General features: G+C 60.3%; 16 protein-coding genes and 1 tRNA gene. 6 read left to right on the plus strand and 11 right to left on the minus strand.

Annotated features, from left to right (window positions below):
* The first annotated feature begins 111 nt into the window (after positions 1 to 111).
* On the plus strand, positions 112 to 597 hold the full coding sequence (locus OHL11_RS05645; RefSeq protein WP_263370526.1) for an Lrp/AsnC family transcriptional regulator: 486 nt from the start codon (positions 112 to 114) through the stop codon (positions 595 to 597).
* A 7-nt stretch (positions 598 to 604) separates the two neighbouring features.
* On the opposite strand, the gene OHL11_RS05650 is transcribed toward OHL11_RS05645, so the two are convergent.
* The gene (locus OHL11_RS05650) at positions 605 to 1,489 is read right to left on the minus strand and encodes a LysR family transcriptional regulator (RefSeq protein WP_263370527.1); all 885 of its coding nucleotides are present in this window, start codon (positions 1,487 to 1,489) and stop codon (positions 605 to 607) included.
* 153 nt (positions 1,490 to 1,642) lie between these two features.
* Here OHL11_RS05650 and katG point away from each other — a divergent pair, with 153 nt between their 5' ends.
* Positions 1,643 to 3,892 carry a catalase/peroxidase HPI gene (gene katG / locus OHL11_RS05655; protein ID WP_263370528.1) on the plus strand — a complete coding sequence of 750 codons (2,250 nt, stop codon included), beginning with the start codon at positions 1,643 to 1,645 and terminating at the stop codon, positions 3,890 to 3,892.
* Positions 3,893 to 4,195: 303 nt separating this feature from the next.
* Here the strand turns inward: katG and OHL11_RS05660 are convergent, their stop codons facing one another.
* A complete protein-coding gene (locus tag OHL11_RS05660; RefSeq protein WP_263370529.1) occupies positions 4,196 to 4,894 on the minus strand; it encodes an alpha/beta hydrolase in 699 nt (232 codons plus the stop codon).
* 246 nt (positions 4,895 to 5,140) lie between these two features.
* Here OHL11_RS05660 and OHL11_RS05665 point away from each other — a divergent pair.
* A tRNA-Leu gene (locus OHL11_RS05665) sits at positions 5,141 to 5,227 on the plus strand.
* Positions 5,228 to 5,317: 90 nt separating this feature from the next.
* On the opposite strand, the gene OHL11_RS05670 is transcribed toward OHL11_RS05665, so the two are convergent.
* From OHL11_RS05670 to tsaB, 5 genes are all read right to left on the minus strand, one after another.
* On the minus strand, positions 5,318 to 6,310 hold the full coding sequence (locus OHL11_RS05670; RefSeq protein WP_263370530.1) for an aspartate-semialdehyde dehydrogenase: 993 nt from the start codon (positions 6,308 to 6,310) through the stop codon (positions 5,318 to 5,320).
* A 23-nt stretch (positions 6,311 to 6,333) separates the two neighbouring features.
* Positions 6,334 to 7,164: a CDP-diacylglycerol--serine O-phosphatidyltransferase gene (gene pssA, locus OHL11_RS05675; protein WP_263370531.1), complete on the minus strand. Its 831-nt coding sequence runs from the start codon at positions 7,162 to 7,164 to the stop codon at positions 6,334 to 6,336.
* Complete coding sequence (locus OHL11_RS05680) at positions 7,164 to 7,778, minus strand: phosphatidylserine decarboxylase family protein (RefSeq protein WP_317890625.1); 615 nt, start codon at positions 7,776 to 7,778, stop codon at positions 7,164 to 7,166. The genes pssA and OHL11_RS05680 overlap by 1 nt, the downstream gene beginning before the upstream one ends.
* Before the next feature lie 61 nt (positions 7,779 to 7,839).
* Positions 7,840 to 8,304, minus strand: coding sequence for a GNAT family N-acetyltransferase (locus tag OHL11_RS05685; protein ID WP_263370533.1), 465 nt, complete (start codon positions 8,302 to 8,304; stop codon positions 7,840 to 7,842).
* Positions 8,305 to 8,315: 11 nt separating this feature from the next.
* Complete coding sequence (tsaB, locus tag OHL11_RS05690; RefSeq protein WP_263370534.1) at positions 8,316 to 8,936, minus strand: tRNA (adenosine(37)-N6)-threonylcarbamoyltransferase complex dimerization subunit type 1 TsaB; 621 nt, start codon at positions 8,934 to 8,936, stop codon at positions 8,316 to 8,318.
* A 113-nt stretch (positions 8,937 to 9,049) separates the two neighbouring features.
* Between tsaB and OHL11_RS05695 the strand changes: the two genes are divergently transcribed.
* Both OHL11_RS05695 and OHL11_RS05700 read left to right on the plus strand, forming a co-directional pair.
* Positions 9,050 to 9,514, plus strand: a complete 465-nt coding sequence (locus tag OHL11_RS05695) for a hypothetical protein (protein ID WP_263370535.1) — start codon at positions 9,050 to 9,052, stop codon at positions 9,512 to 9,514.
* A 76-nt stretch (positions 9,515 to 9,590) separates the two neighbouring features.
* On the plus strand, positions 9,591 to 10,274 hold the full coding sequence (locus OHL11_RS05700) for an alpha/beta hydrolase family protein (protein ID WP_263370536.1): 684 nt from the start codon (positions 9,591 to 9,593) through the stop codon (positions 10,272 to 10,274).
* Positions 10,275 to 10,320: 46 nt separating this feature from the next.
* Here the strand turns inward: OHL11_RS05700 and lon are convergent, their stop codons facing one another.
* The gene (gene lon / locus OHL11_RS05705; RefSeq protein ID WP_263370537.1) at positions 10,321 to 12,768 is read right to left on the minus strand and encodes an endopeptidase La; all 2,448 of its coding nucleotides are present in this window, start codon (positions 12,766 to 12,768) and stop codon (positions 10,321 to 10,323) included.
* 376 nt (positions 12,769 to 13,144) lie between these two features.
* Between lon and OHL11_RS05710 the strand changes: the two genes are divergently transcribed.
* Positions 13,145 to 13,963 (plus strand): hypothetical protein, encoded by an 819-nt coding sequence (locus tag OHL11_RS05710; protein ID WP_263370538.1) that lies wholly within the window; start codon positions 13,145 to 13,147, stop codon positions 13,961 to 13,963.
* A 68-nt stretch (positions 13,964 to 14,031) separates the two neighbouring features.
* Here the strand turns inward: OHL11_RS05710 and OHL11_RS05715 are convergent, their stop codons facing one another.
* The 3 genes from OHL11_RS05715 to uxaC are packed head-to-tail and all read right to left on the minus strand — an operon-like array spanning position 14,032 to position 16,728.
* Positions 14,032 to 14,808: an SDR family NAD(P)-dependent oxidoreductase gene (locus OHL11_RS05715; RefSeq protein WP_263370539.1), complete on the minus strand. Its 777-nt coding sequence runs from the start codon at positions 14,806 to 14,808 to the stop codon at positions 14,032 to 14,034.
* A 20-nt stretch (positions 14,809 to 14,828) separates the two neighbouring features.
* Positions 14,829 to 15,320 carry a gluconokinase gene (locus OHL11_RS05720; RefSeq protein WP_263371255.1) on the minus strand — a complete coding sequence of 164 codons (492 nt, stop codon included), beginning with the start codon at positions 15,318 to 15,320 and terminating at the stop codon, positions 14,829 to 14,831.
* A gap of 10 nt (positions 15,321 to 15,330) precedes the next feature.
* Complete coding sequence (uxaC, locus tag OHL11_RS05725) at positions 15,331 to 16,728, minus strand: glucuronate isomerase (RefSeq protein ID WP_263370540.1); 1,398 nt, start codon at positions 16,726 to 16,728, stop codon at positions 15,331 to 15,333.
* Positions 16,729 to 16,827: the final 99 nt, after the last annotated feature.

A 16,827-nucleotide genomic window follows, 5' to 3' on the forward strand; every position in this document is an offset into this window, starting at 1 on the left:
CAACGATAAGCAGAACGAACTCGCCCATACAGGCGTGTCATTTCCTATTACGCCCGCTTTGCCTCATTTTCTTCTTGTCAGCGAGACTTCTTCCTTACATCCTAAGGAGGTATGGAACTCGACCTCATTGACCGCAAGATTCTCACGCTGCTTCAAGAAGACGCACGCACGAGCTACGCAGAACTCGGGCGGAAGGTTGGACTCAGTACTCCATCCACGATCGAGCGCGTCCGTCGTCTCGAAGATGCCGGCGTGATCACCGGCTACAAGGCGCACATCGATCCCGCAGCGCTTGGCCTCACGATGTCCGCCATCATTCGCGTGACCATCGCTGGCGAAAGGCTCGTACGCTTTGCGCAACAGGTGCAGAAGATCAAGGAAGTGATGGAGTGCCACCGCGTTACGGGCGGCGAGTCGTTCATCCTGCGTGTTGCCGTGCGCGATACGCAACACCTCGAGCAGGTCATCGACTCGCTTGTCCCCTACGTCGCGACGACGACGTCGCTTGTCCTGGCATCACCCGTAAAGTGGCGTCCACTTACGGTCTTGCCCGAGCGCGCGGTAGCCGTGCCTCGCCGAAAGCCGACGCCGCGCTGATGCTCGATCAGCGCCTGCGCGCCGGCCGCTTCGTCAGCTGGTCCAGGAACGCGCTCTGCACATGATTGAGGCTGCGCCCGCGCAGCACCGCCGCTACCACCGTGCGCGACACCCGAGGATCACTCACGCGGACGTAGCTGCAGTCAGGATGCGAGCCGACGGCCATCGCTGGCACAAACGAGATGCCGATGCCCGCCGCCACCATCGCCAACAGGCTGCTCAACTGTCCACTCTCAAACGCGATCTGCGGAGTAATGCGCGCATGTGTGCAGGCGGCGATGCTGAGGTCGCGGAAGCAGTGGCCATCGCGCAGCATCACGAAAGATTCTCCTCGCAGATCCTTCAGGCTCGCCGTCTTCTTCGCCGCAAGCGTATGCGCCTGGGGCACGGCCACATACAGCGCCTCTGTTTGCAGGGAAAACGTCTCGAGGTCTTTGTGTCGCAGCGGCAATGCAAGAATCGCCACGTCGATCGACAGATCGCGGAGCCCTTCGACAAGCTGCGGCGTCATCTCTTCCACGATGCGCAGGCGAGCCTCCGGCAACTGCCGCATAAACTCCGTGGCGTACACCGGCATCAGATACGGCGCGATCGTGGGGATCACACCGACCGTCACACTTCCGCGCAGGTCCGCGGTCTGGCTCTCCACGCTCGCGCGCGCCTGCTCCAACTGCGCCAGCACGGAGCGTGCATGCGGCAAAAAAGCCTGTCCCGATTCCGTGAGCTGAATACGTCTTCCGAGCCGGTCAAACAGCCGCGCGCCCAGCTCTTCTTCCAGCTTTAGAATCTGCTGTGACAGCGAAGGCTGCGCCACCTTACAGCGCTCCGCCGCCCTGCTGAAACTTCCCGTTTCCGCGACGGCACAAACGTATTTGAGCTGCTGAATCTCCATAGCTTTTATCTATACCTAACATGGTGATTATATATTGGCGCTATCGCAGAAACCGGTGCTACAGTCAGAGGCGCTGGAGTATAGATGGCGTTCACGCAGCGAATTCCCCTGCTACGCTCAACCGCTCTCGCAACGCATCAAGGAGATCAAAGCATGTCTAGCCAAGCGAAGTGCCCCTTTCATCACACCGCCGGAGAAGGTACGCAAAATAAGGATTGGTGGCCCAATCGACTTCACCTCGAGATTCTGCATCAGCACTCCTCACTCTCTGACCCGATGGGAGAAGACTTCGACTACGCCGAGGCGTTCAAGAGCCTTGACCTTGCTGCGGTAAAGAAGGACATCGAAGCCGCGCTGACGACCTCGCAGGAGTGGTGGCCCGCTGATTTTGGCCACTATGGTCCGCTCATGATTCGTACCGCGTGGCATAGCGCAGGCACCTATCGCACGGCCGACGGTCGCGGAGGCGCAGGCCAGGGACAGCAGCGTTTTGCTCCTCTCAACAGCTGGCCCGACAACGTAAGCGTCGACAAGGGTCGCCGCCTCCTCTGGCCGGTGAAGCAGAAGTACGGCAAAAAGATCTCGTGGGCGGACCTGCTCGTCCTCGCGGGTAACGTCGCGCTGGAGTCGATGGGCTTCAAGACCTTCGGTTTTGCTGGCGGACGCAAAGACACGTGGGAGCCTTCGCAGGATGTGTATTGGGGCACCGAAACAACGTGGCTTGGCGGCGATCATCGCTACGGCAAGGGTGGCCATGCAACGCTCCCCGCCGACACTCAGATCCATCAAACGGAAACGGACCGCACCGCTGGCGGCACTGCTGAGCGCTTGCTCGAAACGCCGCTCGCCGCTGTGCAGATGGGCCTTATCTACGTGAACCCGGAAGGCCCCGACGGTGTACCTGATCCCGCAGCTTCGGCGCGTGACATCCGCGAGACCTTTGGTCGCATGGCTATGAATGACGAAGAGACGGTAGCGCTTATCGCTGGCGGACATACCTTCGGCAAGACCCACGGCGCGGGCCCTGCGGATAATGTGGGCCCTGAGCCGGAAGCTGCTCCGATCGAAATGCAAGGCATGGGTTGGGCCAACAAGTTTGGCACGGGCAAGGGCGCAGACACCATCACCAGCGGTCTCGAGGTGACTTGGACCACCAAGCCCACGCAATGGAGCAATGACTTCTTCACGCACCTCTTCGAGTACGAGTGGGAGCTGACGAAGAGCCCTGCTGGCGCACACCAGTGGAAGCCGAAGGACGGAGCCGGTGAAGGCACCGTGCCGCATGCGCATGATGCATCGAAGAAGATCACGCCGCACATGCTCACTTCTGATCTCGCGCTGCGCGTCGATCCGATCTACGAAAAGATTTCGCGTCGCTACTACGAGAATCCCGCAGAGTTTGCGGACGCGTTTGCTCGCGCCTGGTTCAAGCTGACCCACCGCGACATGGGCCCTCGCGTTCTCTATCTCGGCGCAGAGGTCCCGGCAGAAGAACTGCTCTGGCAAGACCCTATCCCTGCTCTCGATCACAAGCTTGTGGATGATGCAGACATCGATGCGTTGAAAAGTGCTGTGATCGCATCAGGCCTGTCGATTGCGGAACTCGTGACGACGGCGTGGGCATCCGCTTCCAGCTTCCGTGGATCGGATAAGCGCGGTGGCGCAAACGGCGCGCGCATTCGCCTGGAGCCGCAGAAGAGCTGGGCCGTCAACCAGCCCGAGCAGCTTGCCAAGGTGCTCTCTGCGCTTGAGAAGGTGCAGAGCGAGTTCAACGCGAAGCAGAGTGACGGCAAGAAGATTTCCATTGCCGATCTCATCGTCCTTGCAGGCAACGTGGGCGTGGAGAAGGCCGCGAAGAATGCTGGCTTCGAAGTAACCGTCCCCTTCACCGCTGGCCGCACGGACGCGACTCAGGAGAAGACAGACGTGGAGTCCTTTGCGGTGATGGAGCCGATCGCTGACGGCTTCCGCAATTACCTCAAGGGAACGTACACCGTCGCGCCGGAAGCGCTGCTCGTGGACAAGGCTCAGTTGCTGACGTTGACCGCGCCAGAGATGACGGTTCTTGTCGGCGGTATGCGCATGCTCGGCACGAACTTCGGTGGCACACAACATGGTGTCTTCACGGATCGCAAGGAGTCGCTCTCGAATGACTTCTTCGTCAATCTGCTCGACATGAACTACGAGTGGAAGCCAACCGGCGACCTCTTCGAGGTGCGTGATCGCTCTACAGGCTCGGCGAAGTGGACCGGCATGCGTGCCGATTTGATCTTCGGCTCGAACTCACAACTGCGTGCAATCGCCGAGGTCTACGCCTCGTCGGACGCGCAGGAGAAGTTCGTACATGACTTCATCTCCGTATGGACGAAGGTGATGAACCTCGACCGCTTCGACCTCGCATAATCATCGCAACACAAGAACGCTCTATCCTGAGTCATCCCTCAGAGATAGAGCGTTCTTTTTGCGTGCGAGACTCTCCTATTTGATCGGGCCACCCTTGCGTGGAACGCTGAAGTTTGGAGCGCCATCGGGATTCCATGTGAAGCGTGGGTCCGCACTTCCGTCGACGGCAAGCCAGCGCGCGGCGGCTGCTCCACCTGTGAAGGCATCTCGCCTATGCCCTCGAAGTAAGAGCGCAAGTACAAAACAGGTCACGCTATCATCGACTGATGATGGCGTGACCTGTTTCATCAAGTGATCGAATGCCTACTTCGACAGAGTCGTTGCCTTCTCGATCAACTCAGCAACTTCCTTCGGGTGCGAGAGCATAGGAACGTGGCTCGACGGAAGAACGATCGTCGTCGCGTTCATCTGCTTCGCCATGCTTTCTTCGTGCTCCGGCGCGATCATGTGATCTTTGCTCGAAACGGAGTACCAGGTAGGCTTGTCATGCCACGCAGCCTTCATCACCTTCGCGCCAAAGATCGCGCCCGCCGTCATTGGCTGAACAGCGATCAAGATCTCCTTCTCAGCGTCAGTCAGGTCCTGCGCAAAGTTTTCTTTCACGCCTTCGTCAGTGAGCAGAACGAATCCGTCAGCCTGCGGTGCGAGCGTGCTCATGCCCGGCGGCACAGGAAAGGGCTTGCTGATCTCAACGATGTTCTGCCCGCTGTCCGGAGCAAACGCGGCGATATACACGAGACCGGCAACCTTATCGCTGCAACCCACCTCAGTGATCACTACACCACCGTAAGAGTGGCCGACGAGAATCACGGGGCCGTCCTGCGCCTCTACAGCTCGCTTGGTTGCGGCCGTGTCGTCTTCAAACGACGTTAGCGGAATCTGCACGGAGACAACGCGCAGTCCCTTTCCCTGCAGGTATGGAATGACCTTGGACCAGCTCGATCCATCGGCAAAAGCCCCATGAACGAGCACTACATTCTTGATGGGTGTTGGGTGTGACACGATCTTACCTCCACGCGGTTGAATAGATGGGTGGTAGCGGCAACGCGGTACAGCACTCGTTTCCATGATGTTCGTAAACACTGGAAACCGCCGCTTGAAACCAAGCGTAGAGAGAACCAACGATGATCTCTTGTCGGATCAGATCACTTTTGTGAAGGCGAATCCCCTCTCTGAGATCGCCAGCAGAGCTGATGGTGATCGCCTCATCGCAAAAATCGCGATACAATGAAGAGCGTACCGACCCAAGCCGGGATGGTGGAACTGGCAGACGCAGCGGACTCAAAATCCGCCGAGGGCAACCTCGTGAGGGTTCGACCCCCTCTCCCGGCACCAAGAATTTAGATCCATGAAATTGGCCGACCTCGATGAGGTCGGCCAATTTGCTTGATGCCAATCGAACTTAGCGGCTGCGTTCGCGCAATGCTACTGGACCGTACTCGACGGACGGAGTTGCAATAGCTTCTCCGCGTTGAAGAGTGCGTTTCTGGCCGCCGCTTGCAGGTTATCGGCCGCCAGCCACAGCCACACGCCCTTCCGGCTTCCGGTCGCGAGCTTGGTGCGTACGAGAATCGTGGACTGGCCGTTTGCGGACTGGTTCGAGACCTCTTCGTCACCCGTGAGGACTTGGATCTCGTCACTCGGCAACGATTTCAACCAGGCGTCGAGGTCGAAGCCCACCGGCGCGTCGATGAAGAGCGACGCCGTAACGCCGTGGAATACCGGAGCCTGAACCGCCTGCAGTTCAATCGACAAGGCCTTCCCGAGTCGTTGAAGGTCAAGGTTGACCTGCTGTTCCTGCGCAGCGAAGTTCGCCTTGGCGCCTTCTCCGAAAGCATCGCGTAAGGTGAAGGCGCTCTGTCCGCCGAAGATCTCTGAGGGCATGCTCTGGAAAGAAAGTAGCGCAACAGTTTGCGCGTGAAGTTCGTCCATCGCCGCAGCGCCGTGGATCGACGCTGGCAGCAGAACTGTCGCGGTTACAGCTGCGTTCGTGGGCAAGCCGCTGAGCGTACGCGCCAGCATCCATGCTGCGGGGTGAGCAGTCGTAGTGACGTTCGCCGCGAGATCCAGCGAGTTATAGAGGAGCGGTGTCAGCAGTAATGCGCCGTCCTCGGCGGTCAGCGCACCGCTCAAGTCGACGATGCCGGCGCCCTTCCCCACTGCAGCCTTCCAATGCTCGCGCGTCAATGAGCTTTCAGTGGCGAAGAAGATGATGTCTGCGCCGTCGAAACCATCAGCGGTGATCGGCTGCACGACCAGCGCTTCGTCTCCTGCCGCAGTCACCTGACCGGCGGCATCGCCATCGAGCAACACCAGGTCCCAGGCCATATGCGTCGCCGCGTTCAACTGCTCAGCGAGCTCTTTTCCTAGCGGCGTGGTTGCCCCCACGATGACGGCGCGCGCAAACTTAGCTGCCATTGAATCTCCTCTTGTCTCGTTCTTTACGCTGTGGGCTGCGGTTTGCTGCCGAAGGAATAGGCCACACGCGCAACGACTCCGGACACCAGATACGTCATCGCCAGCGCAAGCAAGCCGATCTCTGACCACTCATACAAAACGGCCAGTACGACCATCAGCAGGATTAGCAACCGTGCCGGACGGCGGGAGCTGACATCGATCTCTTTGCCGCTCCAGAATCGCCAGCTGCTGACCATGAGGAAGCCTACGCAGGCCACCAGAACGAGCCAGACGAGCGACCACCAGAAGCTGTAGATCGGCGAGCCGTTCTCGAAGTGAACGACTGCAGCGACGCATCCTGCTCCCGCAGGGATGGGCATCCCCACAAAGTACTTTCGCCCAGGTCGGCCGGGGTTGCGAGGTTGCGGATTCACGCTCACGTTGAAGCGCGCCAGACGGCATGCGCCACAGATGAGGAAGAGGAAGCAGACCACGATACCGAAGTGCGATAAATGAGCTTCGCTGGACGGATTGCCCAGCGGAAGCACCTGATGCACACCCCAGAGATACGCCAACACACTTGGCGCCACACCGAATGCGATGACATCGGCCAGCGAGTCCAGCTCTTTGCCGAAGTCGCTCTGCGTGTTCGTCATGCGAGCGATGCGACCATCGAGTCCATCGAAGACGATGGCGAAGGCAATCGCGAGCGCCGAGCGATCGAAGGCCGCGGGGTCGTGCATCGCGGAGCCGCGAATCGCCTGCATCAGCGCGAAGTAGCCCGCAGCGATGTTGCCTGCCGTGAACAGCGACGGCAGGATGTACATGCCGCGCGACGGGCGCTTCCCTGTCGGCGTCATCTCGACGTCCGCCATTAGTGGGAGGACTCCTGCGGAATGACGGCAAGAATCGAGCTGCCACCCTTCACATGCTGGCCAGGCTTCACGCGAAGCTCTGCGTTGGCCGGCAGCAGAATGTCCGTGCGCGAGCCGAACTTGATCAGCCCCATACGCTGTCCGCGCTCGACCACATCCCCTACCTTGAGGTTGCAAACAATGCGGCGTGCGAGCAAGCCAGCGATCTGCTTGAAACTCACTTCGTATTCGCCGTTGTCAATTGTGATCATGGTCTGCTCGTTGAGCACCGCGGACTCGGACTTCATCGCGTTCAGAAACAGGCCCTCGCGATACTCCACAAGGGTGACCTTTCCACCGACAGGTACGCGGTTCACGTGCACGTTGAATACGTTCAGGAAGACAGTGATGCGGATGCGATCGCCCGCGGTCGTCGAGACCCACTCCGCTTCTTCTACCTTGCCGTCAGCCGGCGAGACAACGATGCCGGGGCCGGTAGGAATCGTGCGATTCGGATCACGGAAGAACCACAGGAAAAACGCCGCAAGCAGCACGGGAATTGCCGTGAGCACTACGAAGTGCGTCGAAACGCCAACAATCACTGCAACAATCAGCAGCGAAATTCCGTACAACAAACCGTCGCGAACCATCCCCTGATTATAGCTGTGAAGCGTTGCAGCAACGAGGGTTATGCGGTCAAACTTTGAGTGGACGTAACTCCATCAGGACCGCATCTTCCACCGGATCGCTGTAATACGCAGCTCGTCTTCCTTGCTCCCGAAAGCCGCGTGTCTGATAGAACTTTCGCGCCCGCTCGTTGCTTGCGCGCACTTCCAGTTCCAACGACTGCGCACCCCGCGCGCTGGCGCTCACGATGCCCGCCACGAGCAGCGATCCACCGATTCCCTGTCGCTGCCGCTTCGGCGCAACTGCGATGCTTTCCAGTTCGGCAAAGTCCGATACCAACGTGAGCACGGCGAGGCCAAGTATCTCTTCGCTCGAATTCACTTCGTTTTCAGCCACGGCCACCAGCACGATCCGCTCGGCGCCTTCGCCGCGAAAGATCGCCTCCCATGCTGCGAGCGGCCAGTGCGGAGCCTCTTCCACGTTGGCGCTCAGTTCATACAGAGGTACCGCGTCTTCCGCGACGGCTTCACGCACCCGATAGAGAGTCATGCGATCGCAGGCTTCTTCGCGTAGATCTCTGATTCGCTCCGCACATAGTTGGCATCCAGCAGGGCGACATTCGCGGCTTCACTCAACACCGCGTCCTGAATCAGCGGCCACGCATCCGCTACAGACACCTCGCGCGCCACCGCGTTCGGCAGCTTATTCGCGAGAGGCGATTCAGCAATCACCACCGAAGAACTCTCCACGATCTTCTCCACGAAGCTCGCGAAATCCTCCAGCGACTCGCGCGTTGTCGCAAGGTCACGCACGTATAGCTGACCGCGACCAGCATCCATCGCAGCGAACCCCAACTCTGCACCTGCCGCCAACACCGCGAGTCGCGACACAGCATAAAGCGGCACATCCCACACTTCGCACAGAGCCTTCGCCGCGGAGAGTCCCACGCGCACTCCTGTGAAAGATCCCGGCCCGCTCACCACGACCACCGCCGTCACACGCTCCACGCCGAGCAGCTCCCGCATCGCTGAAACCAGATCGGCGGAGGCCGTCCGGTCCGGCAAAACGTTCTCGCCCGAAAGCTCTCCGCGCACGAATAACGCCGCGCGGGAGGGAGCTCCGCAGGTGTCGAGCCAAAGTACGTTCTGGGCGTTCGCGTCCGTCATAAATCCTCTCTCTTCAGCATACCCAGCTCTGCTGGTTGACGGGTGTATTCGTGGCCTGATACATCTTCTCCCCGCAGTAAGATGTTTCATTTTTCCGAGGACTAAATCGTTTTATGAAAAATACCATTCGCATTGCCTCCATCGCTATCCTCTCCGCTGCATCGTTTGCAGCGAACGCCCAGGCCACGCACAACAACTGGCGCGCCGAGCACTCGCGCGACAAGGTCAATAGCACCAACGTCACCATTGACGACAAGCGCGGGCTCGACTCCACCGGCACTCCCGCAAAGGCTGTGTGGGTTCGTCAGTTCCCCACCGCGGGGAAGTACATGCTGAAGCTCAAGTACACGCCTATCGCCGGTCGCGCTATGAAGGTCACGATCAACGGTCAGGAGATTTCGACCAAGGGCCTGAACGCGAAGCCCAAGGACAACCCGGACATGGACTGCGAGAAGGCAGCCTGGCGCGAACTCGGCGAAGTGAAGTTCAACGAAGGCGCGAACACCATCATCATGGAGCCGATTCCCGCTGACGGCAAGCTGCCGCACGTCTGCCAGTTCGACGCTGAACTCGAGTAGGTCAACGCATCCCGCAAACGCCACCTGCGGTCGCAACGCAGGTGGCGTTTCTGCGTCACGGCGCGTCTAAGCCCACATGACAGAGATCATTCAGGTCGAGCGACGCGACCTTCGCATCGAAGCGCATCTGCCGCAGAACACCTCCACGCCTGTGCCTGCGATCATCCTGCTGCATGGCTCCGGCGGCAACGTTGGCTGGTGGCTTGAACGCATAGCACCGCAGGTAACGGCAGCCGGCATCGCGCTCTTTGCGCCTCACTACTTCGACCGCACCGGCTCCACGCGCCCTGACTACGAAACCATCATGGACGGCGTGCACGTGCCGCAGTGGATCGAAGCCGTGGAAGCCACGCTCGCCTACGTTGCCGATCGCCCGGAGATCGATGCCTCTCGCATCGCGCTCGTCGGCGTTTCACTCGGGGCGTTTCTGTCACTCGGGCTCGGCGCCATGCTCTCCGCATCGCCGCTGCAGGAGGACCGCAAGCGCATCCGCGCCATCGTAGATCTCTCCGGCGGACTCATCGAGCCGTTCCGCTCGCAGGCCACGCATGACTTCCCGCCCACGCTCGTGGTGCACGGCGAAGCCGACGATGTCGTCCACGTGAAGGACGCGCATGCGCTCATCGATCGACTCACCGAACTAGATGTTCCGCACGAGGCGCTGTTGCTCCCCGGCGAAGGCCACTGGTTCTCCGACGCGGCGCAAATCCCGCTCTTCCTGCGGCTCGCCGACTTCCTGAGTCGCCATCTGAAGCCATAAGAAAAGGCCGCCACAGTTTCGTGGCGGCCTTCCTTTTGCTCTGCAACTACTCGTTTACGGCAAGCACTTCCTGGCGAACCTGCTCGGCTTCCGTTGCTTCGCGCAGCGTCTTCGGTAGCGCGACCTCGAGCACATCCTCGATGCGCGAAGCGTAGTGGATCGTCACGCCTTCCACCTGGTCAGCCGTGAGGTCTTCCTCGACGTTCGACTTCACATCGATCGGCAGGATCACGTCGCGCACACCGGCACGCTTGGCCGCAAGGAACTTCTCCTTGATGCCACCCACCGGCAGCACATTGCCGCTCAACGTGATCTCGCCCGTCATCGCCAGCAGCGGACGTACCGGACGATCTGTGAGCAACGACACCAGCGCCGTCGCCATCGTCACACCCGCCGAAGGACCATCCTTCGGGATCGCGCCCGCCGGCACATGGACGTGAATGTCGAGCTCCTTGAGAACCTCGTCATCCAGCCCAAGCGACGCCGCATTGGAACGAATCCACGTATGCGCAGCCTGCACTGACTCCTTCATCACATCGCCCAGCTGGCCCGTCATGCTGAAGTGCCCCTTGCCCTTCATCTTGTTGGCTTCGATGAAGAGCACGTCGCCGCCCACCGGCGTCCACGCCAGGCCAACCGCTACGCCAGGGCGCTTCGTGCGTTCGGCAATCTCGGTATCGACACGCACCTTGATGCCGCCCAGAAACTCCGTCACCACCTCCGGAGTCACGATGAACTTGTCCCCTTCGCCAAGCGTGCCTTCGGCCACCTTGCGAGCTGTTTTTCTCGCAATGGTGCCAACCAGTTGCTCGAGTCGGCGCACGCCTGCTTCACGGGTGTAGTGCCGCGCAATCATCGCGACGCTCTCACGCGGAACCTCGATTTGCTCCGGCTTCAGGCCGTTCTCCTTCACCTGACGCGGGATCAGATACGTCTCGGCGATGTTGACCTTCTCCTCCTCGGTGTAGCCCGTGAGGTCGATGATCTCCATACGATCAAGCAGCGGTCCGGGGATCGTGTCGAGCTGGTTCGCCGTGCAGATGAAGAGCACCTTCGACAGATCGAACGGCTGATCGAGGTAGTTGTCGCGGAAGGTCGAGTTCTGCTCCGGGTCCAACGTCTCCAGCAGCGCGCTTGCGGGGTCGCCACGGAAGTCGCGGCCCAGCTTGTCGATTTCGTCGAGCATGAACACAGGGTCGTTCACCTCCACGCGCTTCAGGTGCTGAATGATCTGGCCCGGCAGCGCGCCGATGTACGTGCGACGATGTCCGCGGATCTCGGCTTCGTCATGCATACCGCCCAGCGAAATACGCGAGAACTTGCGGCCAAGCGCCTTCGCGATCGAACGGCCCAGCGAGGTCTTACCCACGCCCGGAGGTCCGACGAAGCACAGGATCGGTCCCTTCATGTCCGGCTTCAAACGACGCACCGAGAGGTAGTCGAGGATGCGGTCCTTCACCTTCTTCAAGCCATAGTGGTCGGCGTCGAGCACTTCCTGCGCCTTCTTGATGTCCACGGCTTCCGAGGTCGATTTCGCCCACGGCAGCACGGCCAGCCATTCCACGTAGTTACGCGTGAGCGAGTAGTCGGCGGCCGCAGGGTTCATGCGGCTCAGGCGGCCGAGCTCCTTCAACGCGTCCTTCTTCGTCTCCTCGGGCATGCCCGCGTTTTCGATCTTTTCCTTCAGCTCGGCGATGTCCTTCTGCGTGTCGTCCTGATCGCCGAGTTCCTTCTGGATCGCCTTCATCTGCTCGCGCAGATAAAAGTCCCGCTGCGACTGCTGCACGGAGTCCTGCACTTCGCTCTGAATCTTATTGCGAAGCTGCTGGACTTCAATCTCCTTCGCCAGATGAGCGTTCAGCTTCTCCAACCGCGCCTTCACCTCAGCGGTCTCGAGCAGCTCCTGCTTCTCCGCCGTGGTGATGAACGGCAGGCTCGAGACGATGAAGTCAGCCAGACGGCTCGGCTCTTCGATGTTGATCGCGATCGTCTGAAGATCATCCGACAGCGTCGAAGACGACCCGACAACTTCCTGAAACTGCGCCAGCACATTACGCTGCAGCGCTTCCAGCTCCGGCGACTCCTGTGCCTCAAGCTCGCCCACCGCTTCGTATTCCGCCATCATGAACGGCGTCGATTGCGTGTAGGGGCCGATTTTGACACGCTCCGTGCCTTCCGTGAAGACGAAAAGGCTCTGGTTCGGCATCTTCACGACCTTGTGCACGGTCGCGCGGGTGCCTACCTCATACAGATCGCCGTTGGTCGGGATGTCCTGGCGCGCATCCTTCTGCGCGACGACCAGGATCGTCTTGTCCTCACCCAATGACTGGATGAGCTGAATGGAGCTCTCGCGACCCACCGTCAAAGGCAGCACTGCGTGGGGGAAAAGCACCGTATCTCGCACAGGAAGAACGGGATACGACTTCCCATGGGATCCCTCGTTAGCAGCCTTCTCGGCCTGAGGACGAATGATGCTTACAAATTCACCTGCCATAATTGTGAGTGCTCCTCTATCAACTTTCCTGCATAGGATGCCTGAAGCCATCCGAAAGACGCAAGAAAAACCATCCGGCTTGACCAGCCCGGCAAGCGGGCTTCTCTCTTATGACGTCATCGGCAGCCGCGCAGGCATCCTGAGCAACAAAATCTGTTGCTGAATACGTGCGTGAATGCCGCCCAGTTCAGCGGTTTTCTCAGTTCCTGAAACTATCGTCTGCGTCAGGTCAGGACAGCCGCAGGAAAAACGTTTCAGCAAGTTCGCCGCGCCACCCCAAAAGGGTGATTTCCGATCCCACTTTCTTGTTGTGAAATTAGGTACATACCAGTGGTTCAGATGGCATCGAACTGAAAAGCAGAGGACTATTTATCAGATGGCCGAAACAATCGCATTCCGACCGACAGGTGTGAGCGAAGTAACGCAGGCTATTGCTATGGCCGAAGCCACCGCGCGCAAGGCGCGTCTGGCTGCGGCGCGCGCTGCCGAAGCGCGTAGCAAAGCGGAAGAAGCGGCCCGCCGCGTCGCCGCGATGCGCGAAAAGTCCTCGGGCGCCGTTCCGGTGGCCAAACCGCTGGCCGAAGCTCTCGGCTCGGGCCCGGTGGCGAAGGCCATCGCGCAAGGCCCCATCCTCCCCGCTGGCCTCGCTGCCGATGCAGCCGACGCCCCACGTGAGGTGCTGCCAACCCTTCCCATCCGCAAGAACCGCATCGCGGACATCAAGCGCAACTCCGTCGGCAAGCGCGCCGAAGAGTTTGCCGGTATGCCCTCGGGCGTCATCCGCGTCGCCTCGAACCTTCGTTCGCAGCGCACCGAACGCGACCGCCAGCGCACCGAAATACGTCGCACGGTGCCGGCACGCGAGATGGGTGCGATGCTCGATCCTGTCGCACACGAAGCTGGCCTGCACGTGCCAGCGAAGCGCGTAAAGCGCCCGCTGATGACGCCGCGCCTCGCCTTCCTGATCGCTCTGCTCGTGGTCTTCACGCTTTACGCGACCGGCAACATCCCGCAACTCGATCTCTGGATGAACGGCATCATCGACGCCACGCAGGCGCACAACGACACGGTCGTCTCGATGATCTACGGCCACTGGTCGTCGATCCTCTACGGCATCTGCGTTGTCCTTGCAGCGATGATCGGCTTCGGGCTTTTCCAGAACCACCGTAAGCAGCAACTCACGTCGATTGCGTAAGTAGCCTCCCACAGAAAACGAAAAGGCGCGCTCAATGAGCGCGCCTTTTCCCTTTGCCATGAGCGAATTTACTGGTTGACGCCGCTCGCCAGGAAGCCGCCGTCGATGACAAGGATCTCGCCAGTCACGAACGAAGCCGCGTCGGACGCGAGATACACGGCACCGCCAACGGTCTCTTCCGTCTTGCCGAAGCGATTCATCGGCGTGCGCAGGCGAAGTTCCTTGCCGCGCTCGCTCTTGTCGAGGAGTTCCGCGTTGAGCGCCGTGCGGAAGACGCCCGGAGCGATCGCATTCACGGTCACGCCCTGCGACGACCACTCCACGGCCAGCGACTTTGTCAATGCGCCCACGGCAGCCTTCGATGCAGCGTAAGCGGTCACTTCCTTCAGCGAAACGAAGGTATTCAGCGAAGCGATGTTCACGATGCGGCCGTAACCGCGTTCGAGCATGTGCTTGCCGAAGATCTGGCAGGCGCGCAGCGTGCCGGTCACGTTCGTGTCCATGATGTCGTCCCAGAGATCTTCGGGGAAGTCGACCGTCGGCGCACGCTTGATCTTGCCCGCCGAGTTGATCAGGATATCGACCTTGCCAAAAAACTTGATGGTCTCATCGGCCAGCGTCTGCAGGCTTGCGCGGTCGCTCACGTCCGAGGTCAGGCGCAGCGTGCGACGACCGAGCGCTTCGATCTCCTTCGCGGCTTCGTCCACCTGCTCCATGCGGCGCGAGCTTGCGACTACATCGGCGCCGGCTTCCGCCAATCCCTTGGCGATTGCGAGCCCGATGCCCGACGTTCCGCCCACCACCACCGCGACCTTACCGGTCAAATCAAATCCACTGAATGCCATCACAATCCCCTTTTCAAAACTTATCGCTGCAACCCAGCGAGAATCTCATTCACTACTTCATCCGGCGCTTTGTCGTTCTCGACACGCAACGCATCTGTCGGCTTCTCCAGCGTTGCGAGCTGGCTGTCGAGCAGTTTCGGGTTCATGTACTCATGGTTGCGCTGCTGTAGACGCTCTTCGAGCGTGGCACGCGGCAGGTCAAGCAGGACGAAGCTCAAAGCATCGGCAGGCAGGTTTTGCGCGAGCGTCACGCGGTACTTTTCCTTCAGCGCCGAACACGCGAGCACACCGCCTTTCCCAGCGTCGTACCAGCCGCGCATCAGCCGGTTCAGCTCCTCCAGCCAGGGCTGGCGATCGTCATCATTCAACGGATTGCCAGCGGCCATTTTCTGCTTGTTCGCCAGCGGATGATAATCATCCGCATCGGCAAACACGACGCCCTCTCGCGCGGCCAGACGCGTTCCAATCGTCGTCTTCCCCGCGCCGCTCACGCCCATCAGCACCACAATCATCGACAAGCTCCTAGAGGCGATACGCTTTGCGCACGAGGTTTACGGTGAGGTCCTGCGCGAGCGCAAAGGCTTCGTCTTCATCCAGGCGATGCTCCGCGACGAGGCGCGCAAGGAACGCCGAGTCCACGCGGCGGGCGACATCATGGCGCGCCGGAATCGACAGGAACGCACGCGTGTCATCGTTGAAGCCGACGGTGTTGTAGAAGCCTGCTGTCTCGGTCGCCTGCTCGCGGAAGCGCGTCATGCCCTCCGGTGAATCATGGAACCACCATGACGGCCCAAGGCGCAGGCAAGGATAATGCCCCGCCAACGGCGCAAGCTCGCGCGAGTAGGTCGACTCATCCAGAGTGAACAGGATGAAGGTGAAGTTCGCTTCGTTGCCGTACTTCGAAAGCAGCGGTCGCAGCGCGCGCACATACTCGGTAGGCGTCGGAATATCTGCGCCCTTATCGCGACCGAACTTCTCGTAGAGTTTGGTGTTGTGGTTGCGGAACGAACCCGGATGAAGTTGCATCGTGAGGCCGTCGTCCACGCTCATGCCCGCGAGTTCGGTCAACATCTGCGCCTGGAAGAGCTCGGCGTCGCCTGCCTTCAGCTTGCCGGTGTAAATGCGCTCATACAGCGCGGTCGCCTCAGAGAGCGAAAGGTCGGCCGTCAGCGCGCTGGCGTGACCGTGATCAGTGGCCGTAGCACCGTTCTGCTTGAAGAACGCGCGGCGCTTCCGCAGCGCATCGAGATAGCCCTTCCAGCTCGACACATCTTCGCCGGAAACCTCGCCGAGCTTCTGCAGGTTCTCGCGGAAGCCCGCAAACTCGACATCGATCACAGCATCCGGGCGGAAGGTCGGCAGAACGCGCCCTTTCCATCCGCTGGCCTTGATCTTCTGATGGTGCTCGAGAGTATCCACAGCCGCGTCGGTGGTGGCGAGCACCTCGAGCTTGAAGCGGTCAAACAGCGCACGCGGCAAGAAATCCGGCGTCTGCAGAGCGCGGTCGATCAGTTCGTAGCAGGCGTCAGCGTTGGCTTCGCTCAGACGCTCGTTGATACCGAATAGCTCCTGAAACGCGTAGTCGAGCCACAGGCGCGTCGGCGTTCCGCGGAAGAGATAGTAGTGCTTGGCGAAGATGCGCCAGACCTCGCGCGGATCCGCCTGCTGCTTGCCATCCGTCTGCGGGATGCCGAGCGATTCCAGCGAAACACCCTGCGAATACAGCATTCGGAAGATGTAGTGGTCCGGCTGAATGAAGAGCGCCGTTGGGTTCGGGAACGGCTGATTGTCGGCGAACCACTGTGGATCGGTATGCCCGTGCGGACTGATAATCGGCAGGTCACGCACGCTGTCGTACAGCTTTGCAGCAATGGAGCGGGTAGCAGGGTCGGCGGGAAACAGCCTGTTCTTGTCCAGCATCGTAAATCTCTCCTGAAGCGCCGCGGGCCCGGCTCGCATGGCGTCGTCCCGTGCAGCGTAACAGATTCCACCCACACCTGTCTTACAGCATTCGCGGTT

The sequence above is a fragment of the Granulicella cerasi genome, from assembly GCF_025685575.1.
GTDB classification, from domain to species: domain Bacteria; phylum Acidobacteriota; class Terriglobia; order Terriglobales; family Acidobacteriaceae; genus Granulicella; species Granulicella cerasi.

What these genes read in the sequence shown, in the direction of transcription:
- OHL11_RS05645 (WP_263370526.1), top strand. Translation starts at nt 112, where the DNA reads ATGGAACTCGACCTCATTGACCGCAAGATTCTCACGCTGCTTCAAGAA.
- OHL11_RS05650 (WP_263370527.1), bottom strand. Translation starts at nt 1,489, where the DNA reads ATGGAGATTCAGCAGCTCAAATACGTTTGTGCCGTCGCGGAAACGGGA.
- katG (WP_263370528.1), top strand. Translation starts at nt 1,643, where the DNA reads ATGTCTAGCCAAGCGAAGTGCCCCTTTCATCACACCGCCGGAGAAGGT.
- OHL11_RS05670 (WP_263370530.1), bottom strand. Translation starts at nt 6,310, where the DNA reads ATGGCAGCTAAGTTTGCGCGCGCCGTCATCGTGGGGGCAACCACGCCG.
- pssA (WP_263370531.1), bottom strand. Translation starts at nt 7,164, where the DNA reads ATGGCGGACGTCGAGATGACGCCGACAGGGAAGCGCCCGTCGCGCGGC.
- tsaB (WP_263370534.1), bottom strand. Translation starts at nt 8,936, where the DNA reads ATGACGGACGCGAACGCCCAGAACGTACTTTGGCTCGACACCTGCGGA.
- OHL11_RS05695 (WP_263370535.1), top strand. Translation starts at nt 9,050, where the DNA reads ATGAAAAATACCATTCGCATTGCCTCCATCGCTATCCTCTCCGCTGCA.
- OHL11_RS05700 (WP_263370536.1), top strand. Translation starts at nt 9,591, where the DNA reads ATGACAGAGATCATTCAGGTCGAGCGACGCGACCTTCGCATCGAAGCG.
- lon (WP_263370537.1), bottom strand. Translation starts at nt 12,768, where the DNA reads ATGGCAGGTGAATTTGTAAGCATCATTCGTCCTCAGGCCGAGAAGGCT.
- OHL11_RS05710 (WP_263370538.1), top strand. Translation starts at nt 13,145, where the DNA reads ATGGCCGAAACAATCGCATTCCGACCGACAGGTGTGAGCGAAGTAACG.
- OHL11_RS05715 (WP_263370539.1), bottom strand. Translation starts at nt 14,808, where the DNA reads ATGGCATTCAGTGGATTTGATTTGACCGGTAAGGTCGCGGTGGTGGTG.
- OHL11_RS05720 (WP_263371255.1), bottom strand. Translation starts at nt 15,320, where the DNA reads ATGATTGTGGTGCTGATGGGCGTGAGCGGCGCGGGGAAGACGACGATT.
- uxaC (WP_263370540.1), bottom strand. Translation starts at nt 16,728, where the DNA reads ATGCTGGACAAGAACAGGCTGTTTCCCGCCGACCCTGCTACCCGCTCC.